At 68.7% G+C, this 15,506-nt stretch carries 13 protein-coding genes and 1 pseudogene; 10 read left to right on the forward strand and 4 right to left on the reverse strand.

Annotation, left to right across the window (positions count from 1 at the left end; genetic code table 11):
• Positions 1 to 119 precede the first annotated feature (119 nt).
• On the reverse strand, positions 120 to 3,038 hold the full coding sequence (locus AB0N07_RS16265; protein ID WP_365835347.1) for a glycoside hydrolase family 48 protein: 2,919 nt from the start codon (positions 3,036 to 3,038) through the stop codon (positions 120 to 122).
• A 281-nt stretch (positions 3,039 to 3,319) separates the two neighbouring features.
• On the opposite strand from AB0N07_RS16265, the gene AB0N07_RS16270 reads away from it, so the two are divergent.
• Positions 3,320 to 4,789 (forward strand): cellulase family glycosylhydrolase, encoded by a 1,470-nt coding sequence (locus AB0N07_RS16270; RefSeq protein WP_365835349.1) that lies wholly within the window; start codon positions 3,320 to 3,322, stop codon positions 4,787 to 4,789.
• A gap of 46 nt (positions 4,790 to 4,835) precedes the next feature.
• Complete coding sequence (locus AB0N07_RS16275) at positions 4,836 to 6,548, forward strand: glycoside hydrolase family 6 protein (RefSeq protein ID WP_365835351.1); 1,713 nt, start codon at positions 4,836 to 4,838, stop codon at positions 6,546 to 6,548.
• A 109-nt stretch (positions 6,549 to 6,657) separates the two neighbouring features.
• Here the strand turns inward: AB0N07_RS16275 and AB0N07_RS16280 are convergent.
• A pseudogene (locus AB0N07_RS16280) lies at positions 6,658 to 7,435 on the reverse strand (phytanoyl-CoA dioxygenase family protein).
• A gap of 136 nt (positions 7,436 to 7,571) precedes the next feature.
• Here AB0N07_RS16280 and AB0N07_RS16285 point away from each other — a divergent pair.
• On the forward strand, positions 7,572 to 8,492 hold the full coding sequence (locus AB0N07_RS16285; RefSeq protein ID WP_365835399.1) for a methyltransferase: 921 nt from the start codon (positions 7,572 to 7,574) through the stop codon (positions 8,490 to 8,492).
• Between the two features lie 66 nt (positions 8,493 to 8,558).
• Here the strand turns inward: AB0N07_RS16285 and AB0N07_RS16290 are convergent, their stop codons facing one another.
• Entirely contained in the window at positions 8,559 to 9,254 is a 696-nt protein-coding gene (locus AB0N07_RS16290) for a glycoside hydrolase family 75 protein (RefSeq protein ID WP_365835353.1), read from the reverse strand.
• A 214-nt stretch (positions 9,255 to 9,468) separates the two neighbouring features.
• Between AB0N07_RS16290 and AB0N07_RS16295 the strand changes: the two genes are divergently transcribed.
• The gene (locus AB0N07_RS16295; protein WP_365835355.1) at positions 9,469 to 10,077 is read left to right on the forward strand and encodes a hypothetical protein; all 609 of its coding nucleotides are present in this window, start codon (positions 9,469 to 9,471) and stop codon (positions 10,075 to 10,077) included.
• Positions 10,078 to 10,171: 94 nt separating this feature from the next.
• Here the strand turns inward: AB0N07_RS16295 and AB0N07_RS16300 are convergent, their stop codons facing one another.
• Complete coding sequence (locus AB0N07_RS16300; protein WP_365835357.1) at positions 10,172 to 11,008, reverse strand: aldo/keto reductase; 837 nt, start codon at positions 11,006 to 11,008, stop codon at positions 10,172 to 10,174.
• 301 nt (positions 11,009 to 11,309) lie between these two features.
• On the opposite strand from AB0N07_RS16300, the gene AB0N07_RS16305 reads away from it, so the two are divergent.
• The 6 genes from AB0N07_RS16305 to AB0N07_RS16330 are packed head-to-tail and all read left to right on the forward strand — an operon-like array spanning position 11,310 to position 15,499.
• The gene (locus tag AB0N07_RS16305; protein WP_365835359.1) at positions 11,310 to 11,459 is read left to right on the forward strand and encodes a pyrroloquinoline quinone precursor peptide PqqA; all 150 of its coding nucleotides are present in this window, start codon (positions 11,310 to 11,312) and stop codon (positions 11,457 to 11,459) included.
• Between the two features lie 22 nt (positions 11,460 to 11,481).
• Positions 11,482 to 12,198, forward strand: a complete 717-nt coding sequence (pqqC, locus tag AB0N07_RS16310) for a pyrroloquinoline-quinone synthase PqqC (RefSeq protein WP_365835361.1) — start codon at positions 11,482 to 11,484, stop codon at positions 12,196 to 12,198.
• The gene (pqqD, locus tag AB0N07_RS16315) at positions 12,195 to 12,449 is read left to right on the forward strand and encodes a pyrroloquinoline quinone biosynthesis peptide chaperone PqqD (protein ID WP_365835363.1); all 255 of its coding nucleotides are present in this window, start codon (positions 12,195 to 12,197) and stop codon (positions 12,447 to 12,449) included. The genes pqqC and pqqD overlap by 4 nt, the downstream gene beginning before the upstream one ends.
• Positions 12,446 to 13,522, forward strand: a complete 1,077-nt coding sequence (gene pqqE / locus AB0N07_RS16320) for a pyrroloquinoline quinone biosynthesis protein PqqE (protein ID WP_365835365.1) — start codon at positions 12,446 to 12,448, stop codon at positions 13,520 to 13,522. The genes pqqD and pqqE overlap by 4 nt, the downstream gene beginning before the upstream one ends.
• Positions 13,519 to 14,706: a glycoside hydrolase family 88 protein gene (locus AB0N07_RS16325; RefSeq protein ID WP_365835367.1), complete on the forward strand. Its 1,188-nt coding sequence runs from the start codon at positions 13,519 to 13,521 to the stop codon at positions 14,704 to 14,706. The genes pqqE and AB0N07_RS16325 overlap by 4 nt, the downstream gene beginning before the upstream one ends.
• Before the next feature lie 4 nt (positions 14,707 to 14,710).
• Positions 14,711 to 15,499, forward strand: a complete 789-nt coding sequence (locus AB0N07_RS16330) for a heparin lyase I family protein (protein ID WP_365835369.1) — start codon at positions 14,711 to 14,713, stop codon at positions 15,497 to 15,499.
• Positions 15,500 to 15,506: the final 7 nt, after the last annotated feature.

Consider the following 15,506-nt stretch of genomic DNA (forward strand, 5'->3'; position numbering starts at 1 on the left):
CGGGCGGTGCGGGAGCGCCCGTCAGGGCGCGGGGCTGTGCTGAATCTGCGGCTACCGCCGCGTGGGCGCGACCAACCACAACGGACCCGCAGTCAAAGTCCGCCCGACCAGCGGAGCATCTATTCCAGAAGCTCCGCATACGAGCCCATGGCCATGGCAATGTCCGCCTCGGCCCAGAACCGGTGATACGTGAACGACGGCGCCGCCCCACCGGCCAGATACGCCTGGATCTTCGACCAGGCGGGGTCGTTCTTGTAGAACGACCTGAGCGAGCTGAACGTCGACGACGAGTTGATCGCGTCGCCGTTCGGCATCTTGCCGCTCCAGCCGCTCGGCACGTACACGCTGTCGGCGAACCGGCTGTAGTCGGTGCGTGTCTCCGGCACAGCGATGCCCAGGCTGTCCTGGTAGTTGTTCCACATGCCGTCCAGCAGCGCCTTCGCCGTCGACTTGGCCGTGGCGTCACCGGACTTGGCGCCGTAGTACGTCAAGGTCTTGGCGTACGCGGCCGCCACCCCGACGTCATTGGTGTAGTCGGCGACCGTGACGTGAAGTCCGCTGTTGGAGCCGGGACTCGACGCGTTCCAGGTGTCGGGCTGGCCCGACCACTGCAGCGTGGCCGGAATCAGATAGGTGCCGTCCGGGTTGATCGTGGTCTTGGACAGCGCCCATTTGACCCACTTGTCGAGGATCGCCTTGGCCTGCGCGTTCCCCGTCTGCTGGTAGTACTCGGCGACCCGCTCCATCGACCACGCCTGGAAGCCGAACCACTGGTTGGACGGCGGGTCGTGGTAGACGGGCTCCCAGTCGTAGTACATGCCGTAGAAGGTCGACGTACCGGCCGGCGGGGTCGCGTAACGGCCCGCCCAGCTGTTGGTCGCACCGCCCGCTATGGCGCCCTCGCTGGACTGCAGCCAGCGGTAGAACTCCAGCTGCCGGGTGAGGGAGGTGCCCCAGTCGGACGCTCCCGTCGAGGACTTGGGCTTCAGGTCGACGTAGGAGCTCAGCGCGTACGCGGCCAGGGGGTTCTGGTAGCCGCCGTGCACATGACTGGAGCCGATGCGCCAGGCCCAGCCCGCGTTGGTGTCCGTGGCGCCGCCCCAGGCGTAGTACCAGGACAGCAGGTAGTCGGAGGCGTCCTTGCCGGTGCCGGCCGGGCAGGTGGACGGACCGACACAGTTGCCGATCTTCTTGAAGTACTTGTCGTACATGGCGTAGCGCAGGTAGTCGCCCATCTTCGCGGCCTTGCCGACGGTCGCGGAGACGTCACTGCCCTTGCCCTGCTGCTTGGCCCACACGTCCGCCCAGTACGCGGCCTGCACGGCACGTGCGTCGGCGTCCGGGGCGTCGGTGAACTTCCACTGCTTGGAGTAGGAGTTGTCACCGGTGAACAGGTCCAGGTACCCGTTCGTGCCCCCGTACTTGAAGGCGTCGCACGTCGGCTGCGGCACCGTCTCCCACACCGACTCCTGCGGCCCGCGCTGGAAGGTGTTGATGTACGACGGGCCCTTCGCCGTCGGACCGCCCTCGCAGGTGCCGCCCGGCGTGTTGCCGTAGCTGTAGACGTTGTCGACGTCCTGCAGCCAGTGCATGCCGTACACGTCGTCCGTGCCGTAGGCGCTCTTCAGCTCGCCGGCGATCGGATCGGAGCCGACCGGGACCGACGTGTCGAGCTTCGCCGGGTACTCGTTCGGGGTGTCCAGCTCGGGCGCGTACGTCGCCGGCTTGGAGGCGTTGTAGAAGGAGCTGGTCGGCTGGTCGGCGTGGGTGGGGATCATGTACTTCTCCATGAGGGCCCACGCGCCGTTGAACTTGGACCAGTCACCGGTGACCTTGCCGTACATCGCCTGCAGCCACAGCAGATAGCTGTAGGCCTCCGACGTGGTCTCGTGACCCTGGTCCGGCGCCTCGACGATAAGCGTCTCCACCGAGTGGTAGGGGATGCCGTCGGGGGAGAAGTAGCCGTTCGCCGGGTTGGTGATCTTGCCGTAGAGGTCCAGGAAACGTGCGTCGTACGCCTTCTGGGCCGCCAGCTCGGTGACCGTGACCGCTGCCTTCGTGTAACCCGTCGCCGTCGACTCGAAGGACGCCGAGCCGGTGCCGGAGGAGTCGGCGGTGACGGTCACGTTCTGGGCGGTGCTCCAGTTGGCGGGCGTGAAGGTGAGCGTCGCGCCGCCGGTCACCGACAGACCGGAATTGCCGCTCGCCCGGGCCGTCGTCACGGTGACATCGGCGCTCGGCTGCGTCGACAGCTTCACCGCGTACGTGCCCGACTTGCTCTGCTGGACGCCCAGTTGGGTCGGCGAGGCCACCACGGCGGGACCCGAGGCGACCGTGATCCCGACCGGCGTCGACGACGCCGACGCGCCCAGGCTGTCGTACGCCTTCGCCACCAGCGAATGACTGCCCACGGTCAAGCCGGAGGCGGAGAGCGTGAAGGGCGCACTGGTGTCCGTGCCCAGCAGAGTCGTGTCGTCGTAGAACTCGACCTTGCTGATCGTCGCGTTGTCGGCCGCGGCGGCGGTGGCCGCGAGCGGCACCGCGTCTCCCTGCGTGTAGACCGCGCCCGCGGTGGGGCTGGTCAGCACGGTGACCGGCGGCTGGTGCGCGCCGGCGCAGGTGGTGCCGTTGATCGCGAAGCTGGTGGGGGCGGTGTTGGTGCCGCTGTAGCTGAACTGCGCGCCGGTGGAGACCGCGGCACCCGCGGCGATCTTCGCGTTGTACCCGGCGTCCTTCACGGTGACCGACTGGCCCGACTGGGTCCAGGTGCCGTTCCACCCGTTGCTGAGCCTCTGGTTGCCGCTGTAGGCGTACGTCAGGGTCCAGCCGTCGATGGCGTCCGTGCCGCGGTTGGTGAGCGTCAGATCCGCGGTGAAGCCGGAGCCCCAGTCGTTGGTCTTGTAGTCGACACTGCACTGAAGTGCCGCGGCATGAGCGGGAGTTGTGCCGGTGCCGAGCATGGTGAGCGGAAGGGCGAGGGCCGCCACCACGGCGGTCCACAACCGCCGTGCAGGGTTGCGTCTCCTTCTGGGCTGCATGTGCTGGTTCCTCCTTGCGGCTCGGAAGAGAGTGGGGGAGGGGAGGAGCAACAAGCCTTGAACCAGTGGGAGCGCTCCCATAGTGGGGACGGGGGTGGGGGTGGTCAAGGTGCTTGAAGAGTCGAAAAGATTCGACGCGTCTCAGCTGAGGGAAAGTCAGGAAAGTCTGTGACTCCCCTGTCCTTTGCTGTCACTTGGCGCTAGCTTCATGGACACCAGTGGGAGCGATTCCATCAGTCGACGCGTCCGTCACGGCGCGCCCGAACTGCAAGGAGTCGCTCATGCGACACCCCCCGCGTTCAGGTCTTTTACTTGTTGCTGCCGCCGTGTCCCTGCTGGGCACGGCGGTCGCACCGGTCGTCACGGCACAGGGAGCCGCCCCCGCCTGCTCGGTGGAGTACTCCGTCACCAGCCAGTGGGCCAACGGCTTCCAGGGTGCCGTGAAGATCACCAACAACACGGCGGCCATGAGCAGTTGGAGCGTGAGCTTCGACTTTGCGAACGGTCAGAAGGTCAGCCAGGGCTGGAACGCCAAGTGGTCCCAGTCCGGTACGACGGTGACCGCGGCCAACGAGAGCTACAACGGCTCGCTGGCCACCGGCGCGAGCGTCAGCGCCGGTTTCCTCGCCTCCTGGTCGGGGACGAACGCCGTACCGACGTCGTTCGAGCTCAACGGGACGACGTGCAACGTCGATACGGAACCGTCCCCGCCGCCGACCGAGCCGCCTGCCGGTGGTACCGCACCCGCACTGCATGTCTTGGGGAACAAGCTCGTGGACGCCGACGGCAGGACCCGGCGGCTGCTCGGCGTCAACCGGTCCGGCGGCGAGTTCATGTGCGTGCAGGGCCGGGGCCTGTGGGACGGACCGGTCGACGACGCCGCGATCAAGGCGATCGCCGACTGGAAGGCGAACGCCGTCCGCATTCCGCTCAACGAGGAGTGCTGGCTCGGTCTTTCCGACATCAAGCCCGAGTACGCGGGCGCCAACTACACAGCCGCAGTCAAGGACCTGGTGGCGAAGGCGGAGGCGCACGGCCTGACGCCGATCCTCGATCTGCACTGGACCTACGGCCAGTACACCGGCAACTCGGCGGGCTGCTCCGACGTGCACGCCACCTGCCAGAAGCCGATGCCCGACATGCAGTACTCGCCCTCGTTCTGGTCGTCGGTGGCGAGCACCTTCAAGTCCGACCCGGCGGTCGTGTTCGACCTGTTCAACGAGCCGTATCCGGACCGGGCGACCTCCACCACCACCCAGGCGTGGCAGTGCTGGAAGGACGGAGGCACCTGCCCCGGCATCGGCTACCAGGTCGCCGGGATGCAGGACCTCGTCGACGCCGTGCGCGGCACCGGCGCCAAGAACGTCGTCATGGCCGGCGGTCTGGCGTACTCGAACGACCTCGGCCAGTGGCTGTCGTACAAGCCCACCGACCCGACGGGCAATCTGGTCGCCGCCTACCACGTCTACAACTTCAACGCCTGCACGAATGAGAGCTGCTGGAACTCCACCCTCGCCCCGGTCGCGGCCCAGGTGCCGCTGGTGGCCGGGGAGATCGGCGAGAACACCTGCTCGCACTCCTTCGTGGACCAGGTCATGAAGTGGTTCGACGACCGGGGCCTGTCCTATCTCGGCTGGACCTGGAACACCTGGGACTGCTCCTCCGGTCCCTCCCTGATCTCCAACTACGACGGAACCCCCACGTCGTACGGCACCGGGCTGCGCGATCACCTGCGCGCCGTCAACCCGTAAGTCCCGTATCCGCAATTCCCGAATCCGGAGAAGGAAACCCGCACTCATGAGTCGTACCAGAACAGCGTTACTCGCCGCCCTGGCGCTGGTCGCCGGGACCGCCGGGACCGCGACGGCCGTCGTCCCCGGCGACGTCTCGGCGGCCTCCGTCCCCTGCACCGTCGACTACAAGGTGCAGAACGACTGGGGCTCCGGCTTCACCGCCGCCGTCACGGTGACCAACAACAGTGCCGCCAAGAGCAGTTGGGCGGTGAAGTGGTCGTACGCAGGCAACCAGAAGGTCACCAACTACTGGAACGCCAAGCTCACCCAGAGCGGGACGGACGTCACCGCCGCCAACGAGACCTACAACGGCCAGCTGGCGACCGGCGGTTCGGTCAGCTTCGGCTTCCAGGGCTCCTACAGCGGCACCAACGCGGTGCCGGCCTCGTTCACGCTCGACGGCGTGGCCTGCAACGTCGATGACGGCAGCGGAGGCGGCGGCGGGGGCGGCGGCACCAACCCGGGCGGCCGCGTCGACAACCCGTACGCCGGCGCCAAGGTGTACGTGAACCCCGAGTGGTCCGCGCACGCCGCCGCGGAGCCGGGCGGCAGCAGGGTCTCCAACCAGCCCACCGGCGTGTGGCTCGACCGCATCGCCGCCATCAACGGCGTCAACGGAGGCATGGGCCTTCGCGACCACCTCGACGCGGCCCTGCAGCAGAAGGGCAGCGGCGAGGAAGTCGTCCAGCTCGTCATCTACGACCTTCCCGGACGCGACTGTTCAGCCCTCGCCTCCAACGGCGAACTCGGCCCGACGGAGATCGACAAGTACAAGACCCAGTTCATCGACCCGATCGCGGCGATCCTTGCGGACAGCAAGTACAGCTCGCTGCGGATCGTCACCACGGTCGAGCTCGACTCGCTGCCCAACCTCGTCACCAACACCGGCAGCCGCGCCACCGCCACCCCGAACTGCGACACCATGCTCGCCAACGGCAACTACGTGAAGGGCGTCGGCTACGCGCTCGCCAAGCTCGGCGCGATCCCGAACGTCTACAACTACATCGACGCCGGCCACCACGGCTGGCTCGGCTGGGACGACAACTTCGCGGCCTCCGCCAACGTGCTCAAGCAGGCGGCGACCAGCGAGGGCGCGACCGTCGACGACGTGCAGGGCTTCATCACCAACACGGCGAACTACAGCGCCCTCAAGGAGAACAACTTCACCATCAACGACACGGTGAACGGCACGTCCGTGCGCCAGTCCAAGTGGGTCGACTGGAACCGGTACGTGGACGAGCTGTCGTACGCGCAGGCCTTCCGCAACGAACTGGTCTCCGTCGGCTTCAACTCCGGCATCGGCATGCTGATCGACACGTCCAGGAACGGGTGGGGCGGCACCGCCCGGCCGGCCGGTCCCGGTCCGACGACCAGTGTGGATGCGTATGTCGACGGCGGGCGCTACGACCGCCGCATCCACGTCGGCAACTGGTGCAACCAGTCCGGGGCCGGCCTCGGTGAGCGTCCGCAGGCCAGCCCGGCGGCCGGGATCGACGCGTACGTGTGGATGAAGCCTCCGGGCGAGTCCGACGGGTCCAGCTCCGCGATCCCGAACGACGAGGGCAAGGGCTTCGACCGCATGTGCGACCCGACTTATACGGGCAATGCCCGGAACAACAACAACATGTCGGGTGCTCTGCCGAATGCTCCGCTGTCGGGGCACTGGTTCTCGGCGGAGTTCCAGCAGCTCATGCAGAATGCGTACCCGCCGTTGTAGGACTCGGTGAGTTTCGCTCTGCGGGGCCGTGGTGGCTGGTCGCGCCCACGCGGCGGCAGCCGCACATCAAACACGGCCCCGCGCCCCTGAAGACACCGGCCGCTCGGGGTCAGGCCTCCTTGGCCAGGCCCCGGCGGATTGCCTGTTCCACCGCCGAGTAGTCCCCGTCCGGCCGTTCCAGCTCATAGGGAACGGCCGGCATCAGCGGCGGCTGCGCCATGAAACGGGGACGGGTCCCGTGGTGTGGCTGTGCCGCGTGGACCAGGAAGGGGTGGCAGAGGTAGACGTCGCCGGGGTTGCCGGTCGCGTGTGCGACGGTGCGGTGCGCGGAGGCCTCGACGACCTGGGGGGGCGATCTCCAGCATGGAGACGCCCTCCTCGCCGTACGGCTCCAGGACGGGAGGTATGTCGAGGTGGGAACCGATCCGGATGCGGGTCGGCGCGTCCTGCTCGGTGACCTCGGAGAAGAGGAACAGCATCAGCAGGGCGCGATCGCGTGAGCGCAGGTTGGTGTGGTACCAGCGGGACTCGACACCGACGGGCAGATAGCTCCCCTCGATGTGCCAGCCCGCGTCGTCCGGCTCCTGCTCGTGCGGAAACCGCAGCGGGAAGCTGCCCAGGGAGTAGCGCGGCATCCAGCGGTCCTCGCCCACCAGCAGGTCGAACGCCTCATGCAGAACAGGGGAGTTGACGGCAGCGGCGAACGGTCCCTGGGCCATGCCGCCCACCCAGACCACCGGGTCCTTCCAGGTCGTGGGGTCCTCGAGGTCGTACCCCGTCTCCTTCCACAGCAGCCGCGCGCAGTCCTCGGCGACCCGTGGCGGAAACGCCCCCTCGATCTTCACGAACCCGTCCGTGAGGAACCTGTCCACCAGTTCGTCGTCCATCGGGCCATCGTGGGTGACACGGTCGGCCGTACGCACCTGATTTTTGCCGCCGCTTTTTGCCATGACGGCAACAGCGCTGGCCCTCACGCGGTGCGTCGGCGCACTCTGGGCGGCACCCGGAGAGAGGCTGACCACCATGGCGCACGGACACCACCAGCACGGCGATCACGGCCACGGCACGCACGGCCACGGCACCCACGGCCATCACGACCACACCGACATCGACTGGGCCGAGATGGCCCCACTGCTGGAATCGCAGGCGGAGCTGTTCACGTCCCTCTACGAGCGGGCCATGACCTGGCTGTCCGACAAGCAGACCGAACCCGGGCTGATCGTCGACGCGGGCAGCGGGCCCGGTGTCGTCGCCTGTCTGCTCGCCGAGGCCTTTCCGGGAGCCCGGGTCGTCGCGGTCGACAGCTCGGCGCCGCTCCTGGAGAGGGCCCGTGCCCGGGCCGACCGACTGGGGGTCGGCGATCGCTTCGGCACGCTCACCGGTGAACTGACCGGCGTGCTGGGCGAGTTGGACTACCCCGTCGATCTGTTGTGGGCCAGCCGCAGCCTGCACCACATCGGCGACCAGCGGGCCGCCCTGGCCGCCTTCGCCGCGCGGCTCGCGCCCGGCGGCACACTCGCGCTCATGGAGGGCGGGCTGCCCGCGCGGTTCCTGCCGCGTGACATCGGGATCGGCCGTCCCGGTCTGCAGGCCCGCCTCGACGTGCTGGAGGAGGAGTGGTTCGCCGAGATGCGGTCGAGCCTGCCCGGCGCGGTCGCCGAGACCGAGGACTGGCCGGCCCTGATGGCCGCCGCGGGCCTCAGGCCCACCGGTACCCGCACCTTCCTGCTCGACCTGCCGGCCCCGGCCAAGGACCGCGCCCGCGCCTATGTCGCCGCCTCCCTCTCCCGACTCCGCGACGGCCTCGGCGACCACCTCGACGCCACCGACCGCGCCACCCTCGACCAGCTGCTCGACCCCGACGACAAGGCGAGCGTCCACCACCGCCCGGATGTGTTCGTCCTGGCGGCACACACGGTGCACACGGCGGCCCATGCCATGTGAGGGGCAGTCCGACTGACCGTCAGAAGGGGGCAGTCGGACTGCCTGGACACTTGCGTGCCCCGTGTCCTAGTTGTTCTGCAGGAACTTCTTGGCCAACTGGTCCCCCAGCGAGACCGCCGCGCTGTGGCTCTCGATGGGGGACACCTGCGAGTTCTTGAAGAGGATGTAGGTCACGCCGGAGTCGGCGCCGCCGGTCTCGGGGTTGCTGTCTATGCCGAGGGCCTGGGCGGTGGCGTACGAGGCCTCACCGATGATCTTTGTGGGGCCGGTGTCGCCGACGACGGCGTACTCGACCTTGTTGTTGTAGATCACGGCGACCACGCCGCCGCCCTTGATGCCGGAGCTGGAGTAGTTCCAGATGCTGCTGGAGCTGGGCACGACCACGTACGGCAGTGAGTCGGCCCTGAGCGGCTTGCCGTTGGACTGGTGGAACGCCGTGTCGTTCTGGTACCAGGGGTCGGTGTTCTCGTTGCACTTCGAGGTGCGCTGTCCGTCGCAGTCGATGTCCATGTCGGCCTTCCAGAAGACCGCGCCGTTCTTGCCGCAGACGGGGATCGTGGCCGAGGTCTCGTCGTCCGTCTTGTACTTGCCGTTGGAGATCTGCTGACACGACGTCACCTTGGCGAGCAGGTCGGCCGCGCTGACCGAGCCCTCCCGGGTGGACGCCGGTCCTGCCGTACCGGAGGCGTTCGCGGGGAGCACTCCGGCGGCGAGCAGGGCGGCCCCGGAGGCCGCGGCGAGGGTCAGTGTTCGTAGGCGCACTGTGGGGGACCCTTCTGTTAGGAAAGTTTCCTTACTCGGGTGCCGTGCAAGGTGGCCCTCTTTGCGTGTCCTCGTCAACCCCTTGGTCCGGACTGGTCTGGACTTCCGCGCCATGGCGCCGTATCCGGTCCTGATTGCAGCGGTTTGCCCGGAGGAGAAGACTGGATGGACGCAATATCCAGATATGCGCCCGACTTCTGGGAGGCGAGGCGTCATGTTCGTTCGCATGGTGTATGCGACCGGGGATCCCACGAAGGTCGACACGGCCATCAGGGCCTTGAACTCGCAGGGGCGGGAGCTGCTGGAGGAGCGTCCGGGCTATCTCGGGGCCGGCATCTTCGTGGACCGGGAGCTCGGCAAGCTGCTGACGGCGAGTTGGTGGCAGTCCGAGGAGGCCCGGCGCAACAGTGACGAGGTCATGCGGGAACGACGCGGCGGGCTGCTGGAGCCGTTCGCGGCGACGACCGCGGTGGAGAACTACGAGGCGGTGGTCGTCCATCAGGTCCGGCGGCCGGAGGCGGGCGGCGGACTGCGGCTCACCAGGCTGGAGTTCGACCCGATGGACGCGGAGCTGCTCACCGAGACCTTCCGCGCTTCCGTGGTCCCCCGGCTCGACGGCCTGTCCGGGCTGGCCAGGACGTCCCTGCTGGTCGACCGGGAGCGCGGCCGCGGTCTGGTCGGCGCGCTGTTCACGGACCGCCAGTCCCTCAGCGCGTCCCGCGGGGTCCAGGCGTCGGCCCGGCACGAGGGTGCGGCCAAGGCGCATGTGACCGTGATCGGACTGGAGGAGTTCGAGGTCGTCTACGCGGAGCCCAGCAACTGACGGTGTCCCTGCGGGAGTCGGCCGGAGCGCCGGCTCTGCGCACAGGTCGGCCCCCGCCGCACGGCGGGGGCCGACCTCGGTACCGCGGCAGCCGTCAGGCCATGTTGAACGTCGACGGGTCCGGGCCCAGGCGCCGGTCCTCGTTGAGCGCGCTGATCGCCGCGAGGTCCTCGGTGTCCAGGCTGAAGTCGAAGACCTCGATGTTCTCCTTGATCCGGGACGGGGTCACGGACTTGGGGATCACGATGTTGCCGAGCTGCAGGTGCCAGCGCAGCACGATCTGGGCCGGGGTGCGGCCGTGCTTCTGGGCGATGGCGACGATCGCCGGGACCTCCAGGAGGCCCTTGCCCTGGCCGAGCGGCGACCAGGCCTCGGTGGCGATGCCCTGCTCCGCGTGGTACTCGCGGGCGGCGTGCTGCTGCAGGTGCGGGTGCAGCTCGATCTGGTCGACCGCCGGGATGACCGACGTCTCGGCGATCAGCCGCTGAAGGTGGTCGGGCTCGAAGTTGGAGACGCCGATCGCCCGGATACGGCCGTCGGCGTGCAGCTTCTCGAACGCCTTGTACGTGTCGACGTACTTGTCCCGGGCCGGGGTCGGCCAGTGGATCAGGTACAGGTCCACGTACTCCACGCCCAGCTTGTCCAGCGACTCGTCGAAGGCGCGCAGCGTGGAGTCGTAGCCGTGGTCGCTGTTCCAGAGCTTGGTGGTGAGGAAGATGTCCTCGCGGGGGACGCCGGAGGCGGCGATCGCCTTGCCGGTGCCCTCTTCGTTGCCGTAGATCGCCGCTGTGTCGATGCTGCGGTACCCGGCCTCCAGCGCGGTGGCGACGGCCCGCTCCGCCTCGTCGTCCGGCACCTGCCAGACGCCGAAGCCCAGCTGGGGCATCTCGACGCCGTTGTTGAGGATGATCGGGGGGACCTTGCTGCTCACGAGCTCTTGATCCTTACGGTTGTCGTCAGGTGGTACTCCCATCGTCAACGATCACGGGCGGTCATGCATTCCTGACGGGAGAATCCATACGAACTGACCGGTGAGTCAGTTGACGGATCCCGCGATTGTCCAGAAATGCATCCGACGTCTTCGGTCCGGACCATTGACTCGGGCCCTTCCATCCCGCAACTCTGGATCGCGCCACCGAACGAGTTCATGAACTCGGTACATGCATGTGAACACTTGCACCTGTCTGGGCCTCCCCAACCCCCCTACCCCTCAGGAAAGCAGGCACGGCCACATGAACGAGACGCTTCGGTACGTCCCCCGTGCGGAACAGCTTCTCCCGGAAGAGCGGGAGACATCGGATGAAAATGTCTGGCAAAGCCCTGGCTATACGGTGGTGGAGACCGCTCTCGAAGTGACCGCCTACGCCCTCGGCGACCGCTGACCGGCCGTACGGCGACCGCACCGTGACCGCCACAACCGTCCGTGTCGACGGCGCCGCCGCCTGGGGAACCGCCGAGTTCACCGAGCGGCTGCGCGCCGTCGCCGCGGAGCGCTACCACGACCGTCACCCCTTCAACCTGCGCATGCACCGCGGTGAACTGAGCCCGGCCGAGCTGCGCCGCTGGATCGCCAACCGCTTCCACTACCAGCGCCACATCCCCGTCAAGGACGCCCTGATCCTTGCCAAGCTGGACCGGCCCGGGCTGCGCAGGTCGTGGCTGCGCCGCATCCAGGACCACGACGGCACGGCCGAGGGGGAGGGCGGGATCGAACGCTGGCTGCGCCTCGGCGAGGCGGCCGGCCTGCAACGCGACGAACTGTGGGACGGCTCCCGGGTACGGCCCGGGGTCCGCTTCACGGTCGACGGATACGTCAACTTCTGCCGCCTGCACCCGGCCCTGGACGCCATCGCCGCCTCGCTCACGGAACTCGCCGCACCCGACCTCATGCGCATCCGCATCGCCGCCTTCGAGCGGCACTACCCCTGGATCGAGCCGGACGGCCTCGCCTACTTCCGCACCCGCATCGACCAGGGCGGCCGCGACGGAGCCGAGGCCCTCGCCCTGGTCCTCGATCTCGCCCGCACCCGCGAGCAGCAGCAACGTGCGCTGGCTGCCCTGGAGTTCAAGTGCGAGGTGCTGTGGTCGCTGCTGGACGCGGTGGACGGAGGCGGCTCATGACCTGGCGTCCGGCACTTTCCCGCGGTGTCGTCCTGCGCCACGACCGCGTGCGCGAGACCGATCTGCTGCTGCTCCCCGAGCGGGTGGTCGTGCTGCGCGGCAGCGCGGGCCCCGTCCTGCGCCTCTGCGACGGCACGCGCGCGGTGGACGGCATCGTCGCCGAGCTCGGCGAACGGTACCCAGCCGCGCCCGTTGCCGCCGAAGTCCCCGGCTTTCTCACCGAGTTGCGAAAGGAGGGCTGGCTCGCATGACCGTGGACGCCCCCTGGGCGCTGCTCGCCGAACTCACCCACGGCTGTCCGCTGCGCTGCGGGTACTGCTCCAACCCCGTCGAACTGATCGGTCGGTCAAAGGAGTTGGACGCCGGGCAGTGGTCCGACGTGTTCCGCCAGGCCGCCGACCTCGGCGTCGTGCAGACACACCTGTCCGGCGGTGAACCCCTGCTCCGACGCGATCTGCCCGGTATCGTCGCGGCCGCCGACACCGCGGGCCTCTACACGCAGCTGGTCACCAGCGGGGTGGGCCTGAGCGAGCGGCGCACGGCACAGCTCGCCGAGGCCGGGCTGCGCAGCGTCCAGCTCTCGGTGCAGCACGCGGATCCGGGGGCCTCGGAGCGCATCGCGGGCGCCCGCTCGTTCGCGGCCAAGGAGCGGGCCGCCCGGCTGGTCCGCGCCTCCGGTCTCCCCTTCGGCCTCAACATCGTGCTCCACCGCGCCAATCTGGATGCCCTCGACGACCTGATCGCCCTGGCGCTGTCGTGGGGCGCCGACCGCATCGAACTCGCCCACACGCAGTTCCACGGCTGGGCCCTGCGCAACCGGTCAGCCCTGCTGCCCACCCGAGAACAGGTCGAACGAGCCCGCGCCTCGGTTGCCCGCTGGCGCCAACTCCTCGACGGGGCGGTGGAGTTGGTGTGGGTCGCTCCCGACTGGGTGGACGCCGTCGCGAAACCCTGCATGGGCGGCTGGGGCGCGGTCTCGCTCACGGTCGCCCCGGACGGTACGGTCCTGCCCTGCCCGGCCGCGGCCGCCCTGCCGGACCTCGACCCGCCCAACGTACGCGAGCACCGACTGGCGTGGATCTGGCGGGAGTCGAAGGCCTTCAACGCCTACCGCGGCCAGTCCTGGATGTCCGAGCCCTGCCGCGGCTGCGCCCTGCGCTCCACCGACCACGGCGGCTGCCGCTGCCAGGCCCACGCGCTCACCGGCGACGCGCGCCGTACCGACCCCGCCTGTCGGCACGCCCCCGACCACCACCTCGTACGCGATCTCGTGCAGGGGCCGCGCGGCGACCTCGCGTACGCCTACCGAAAGGGAGGAACATGACCCCCAGACGTCTGCGGACGGCACTGACGACCCTCGCCCTCGTCACCGCCGGCCTCGTCACCCTGCCGGCGGCGGCACCTGCTCCACCCGCCGCCCCCGCGCCCGCACACCTCAGGGCCGCCGCCCCCGACTGGTCCGTGGCCGTCGTCGACTCCACCACGGCCCGCTACACCCCGAGCACCATCGGCGGCTGGTCCTACCCGGTGGGCCTCTACCTCTACGGCCAGTACCTCACGTACAAGCGCACCCACGACGCCCGCTATCTGGCCTACATCAAGGACTACGTCGACCGTTTCGTGAAGAGCGACGGCTCCATCGGCCAGTCCTTCGACAGCCTGGACAGCATGCAGGCCGGCCGGCTGCTGGTGATCCTGCACCACGAGACCGGCCAGGACCGCTACCGCAAGGCGGCCAAGAAGATCGTCGACCGCCTGAGCACCTACCCGCGCACCGCCGACGGCGGCTTCTGGCACGCGGACTCCGCCGCCCGCGCCCACCAGCTCTGGTCCGACGGCGTCTACATGGTGAATCCGTTCCTCGTCGAGTACGGCAAGGAGTTCGGCGACAGCGCCTACACCGACGACGAGGCGGCCAGGCAACTGTACGTCTACGGCAGCCATCTGCAGGTGGCGAACGGTCTGCTCAGACACGCCTACGACGAGTCGAGGAGCGCGAGCTGGGCCGACCCGCAGACCGGGCTCGCCCCAGAGCACTGGTGCCGCGCGGTCGGCTGGTACTCCATGGCGGTCGTCAATGTGCTGGACGCGCTCCCCGCGAACCATCCGCGTCGGACCCAACTCCTCGACATCTTCCGAAGGTTGGCGGCCGGTCTGGAGAAGTACCAGGACCCGGCTACCGGACGCTGGTTCCAGGTGATCGACAAGGGTGGCCGGAGCGGCAACTGGACCGAGACGTCCTGCTCCAGCATGTTCACCTACGCCCTGTCGCGCGGAGCTCAGCAGCACTACCTCGACCCGCACTACGCGGACGTCGCCCGCCGGGGCTACCAGGGCGTGCTCGCCAAGCTCTCGACCGGCCCGGACGGCCGTACCGACCTCGCCGACATCTCCGTCGGCACGAACGTCGGCGACTACGCGTACTACGTCGCCCGCACCCGGGCCACCAACGACTTCCACGGCCTGGGCGCCTTCCTGATCATGAACGAGCAACTGCGAGGTGATTAGTGTCATGAGCACATCCAGAAGGGCGTTGTTGGGCGCCGCTCTCGGTGGCGCGGCCACGGCGGCGGTCGGCCTGCCCGCGGGCGCTGCCCACGCTGCCTCCTGGCAGCAGAAGTGGGCGCCGTCGGCGAGCGGTGACGGCCTCGGTGCCTTCGAGACGGTCGAGGACGACCGCGCCGACTCGCACCCCGCCGGTCATCCGCACATCTTCGCCACCGGCAACAACTGGCGCTTCAACATGCACACCGTCGACCGCGACACCTCGACGGACCGCCAGCGCCAGGAGGTCACCGGCCTGCGCAACGGCAGCGGCAGCAACTACCTCAAGTGGACCGAGGGCCAGACCTGGCGGGTCACGTACTCGATGTACATCCCGAGCTCGCTGAAGGCCACGACGACCTTCACCCACATCATGCAGATGAAGCAGCCGGGCAACGGCACCTCGCCGATCGTCGTGCAGTCCCTGCGCCGGGTGAACGGCAAGCAGACCATCGAGCTGAGGCTGGCCGTCGACGACATCCTCGTCGGCCGCACCGACCTCGACCCGCTGCACGACAAGTGGACCGACGTCGACTTCCAGATCAAGGTCGGCAACGGCTCGGCGGGCTCGGTCCGCTGGATCCTCAAGTCCGGCGGCTCCACCGTCGTCGACGCGTCGAAGACCGGCGTCGACACCTTCCTGGCCGACCGTGTGCGCCCGAAGTGGGGCATCTACCGCTCCCTCGGCGACACCTCCGGGTCCTTGCAGGACACCTACCTGCTGCTCACCAATCTCCGCGGCTACCAACTCGTCTGAGGAACCG

This window comes from Streptomyces sp. NPDC051172 (assembly GCF_040682555.1).
Classification (GTDB): Bacteria; Actinomycetota; Actinomycetes; order Streptomycetales; family Streptomycetaceae; genus Streptomyces.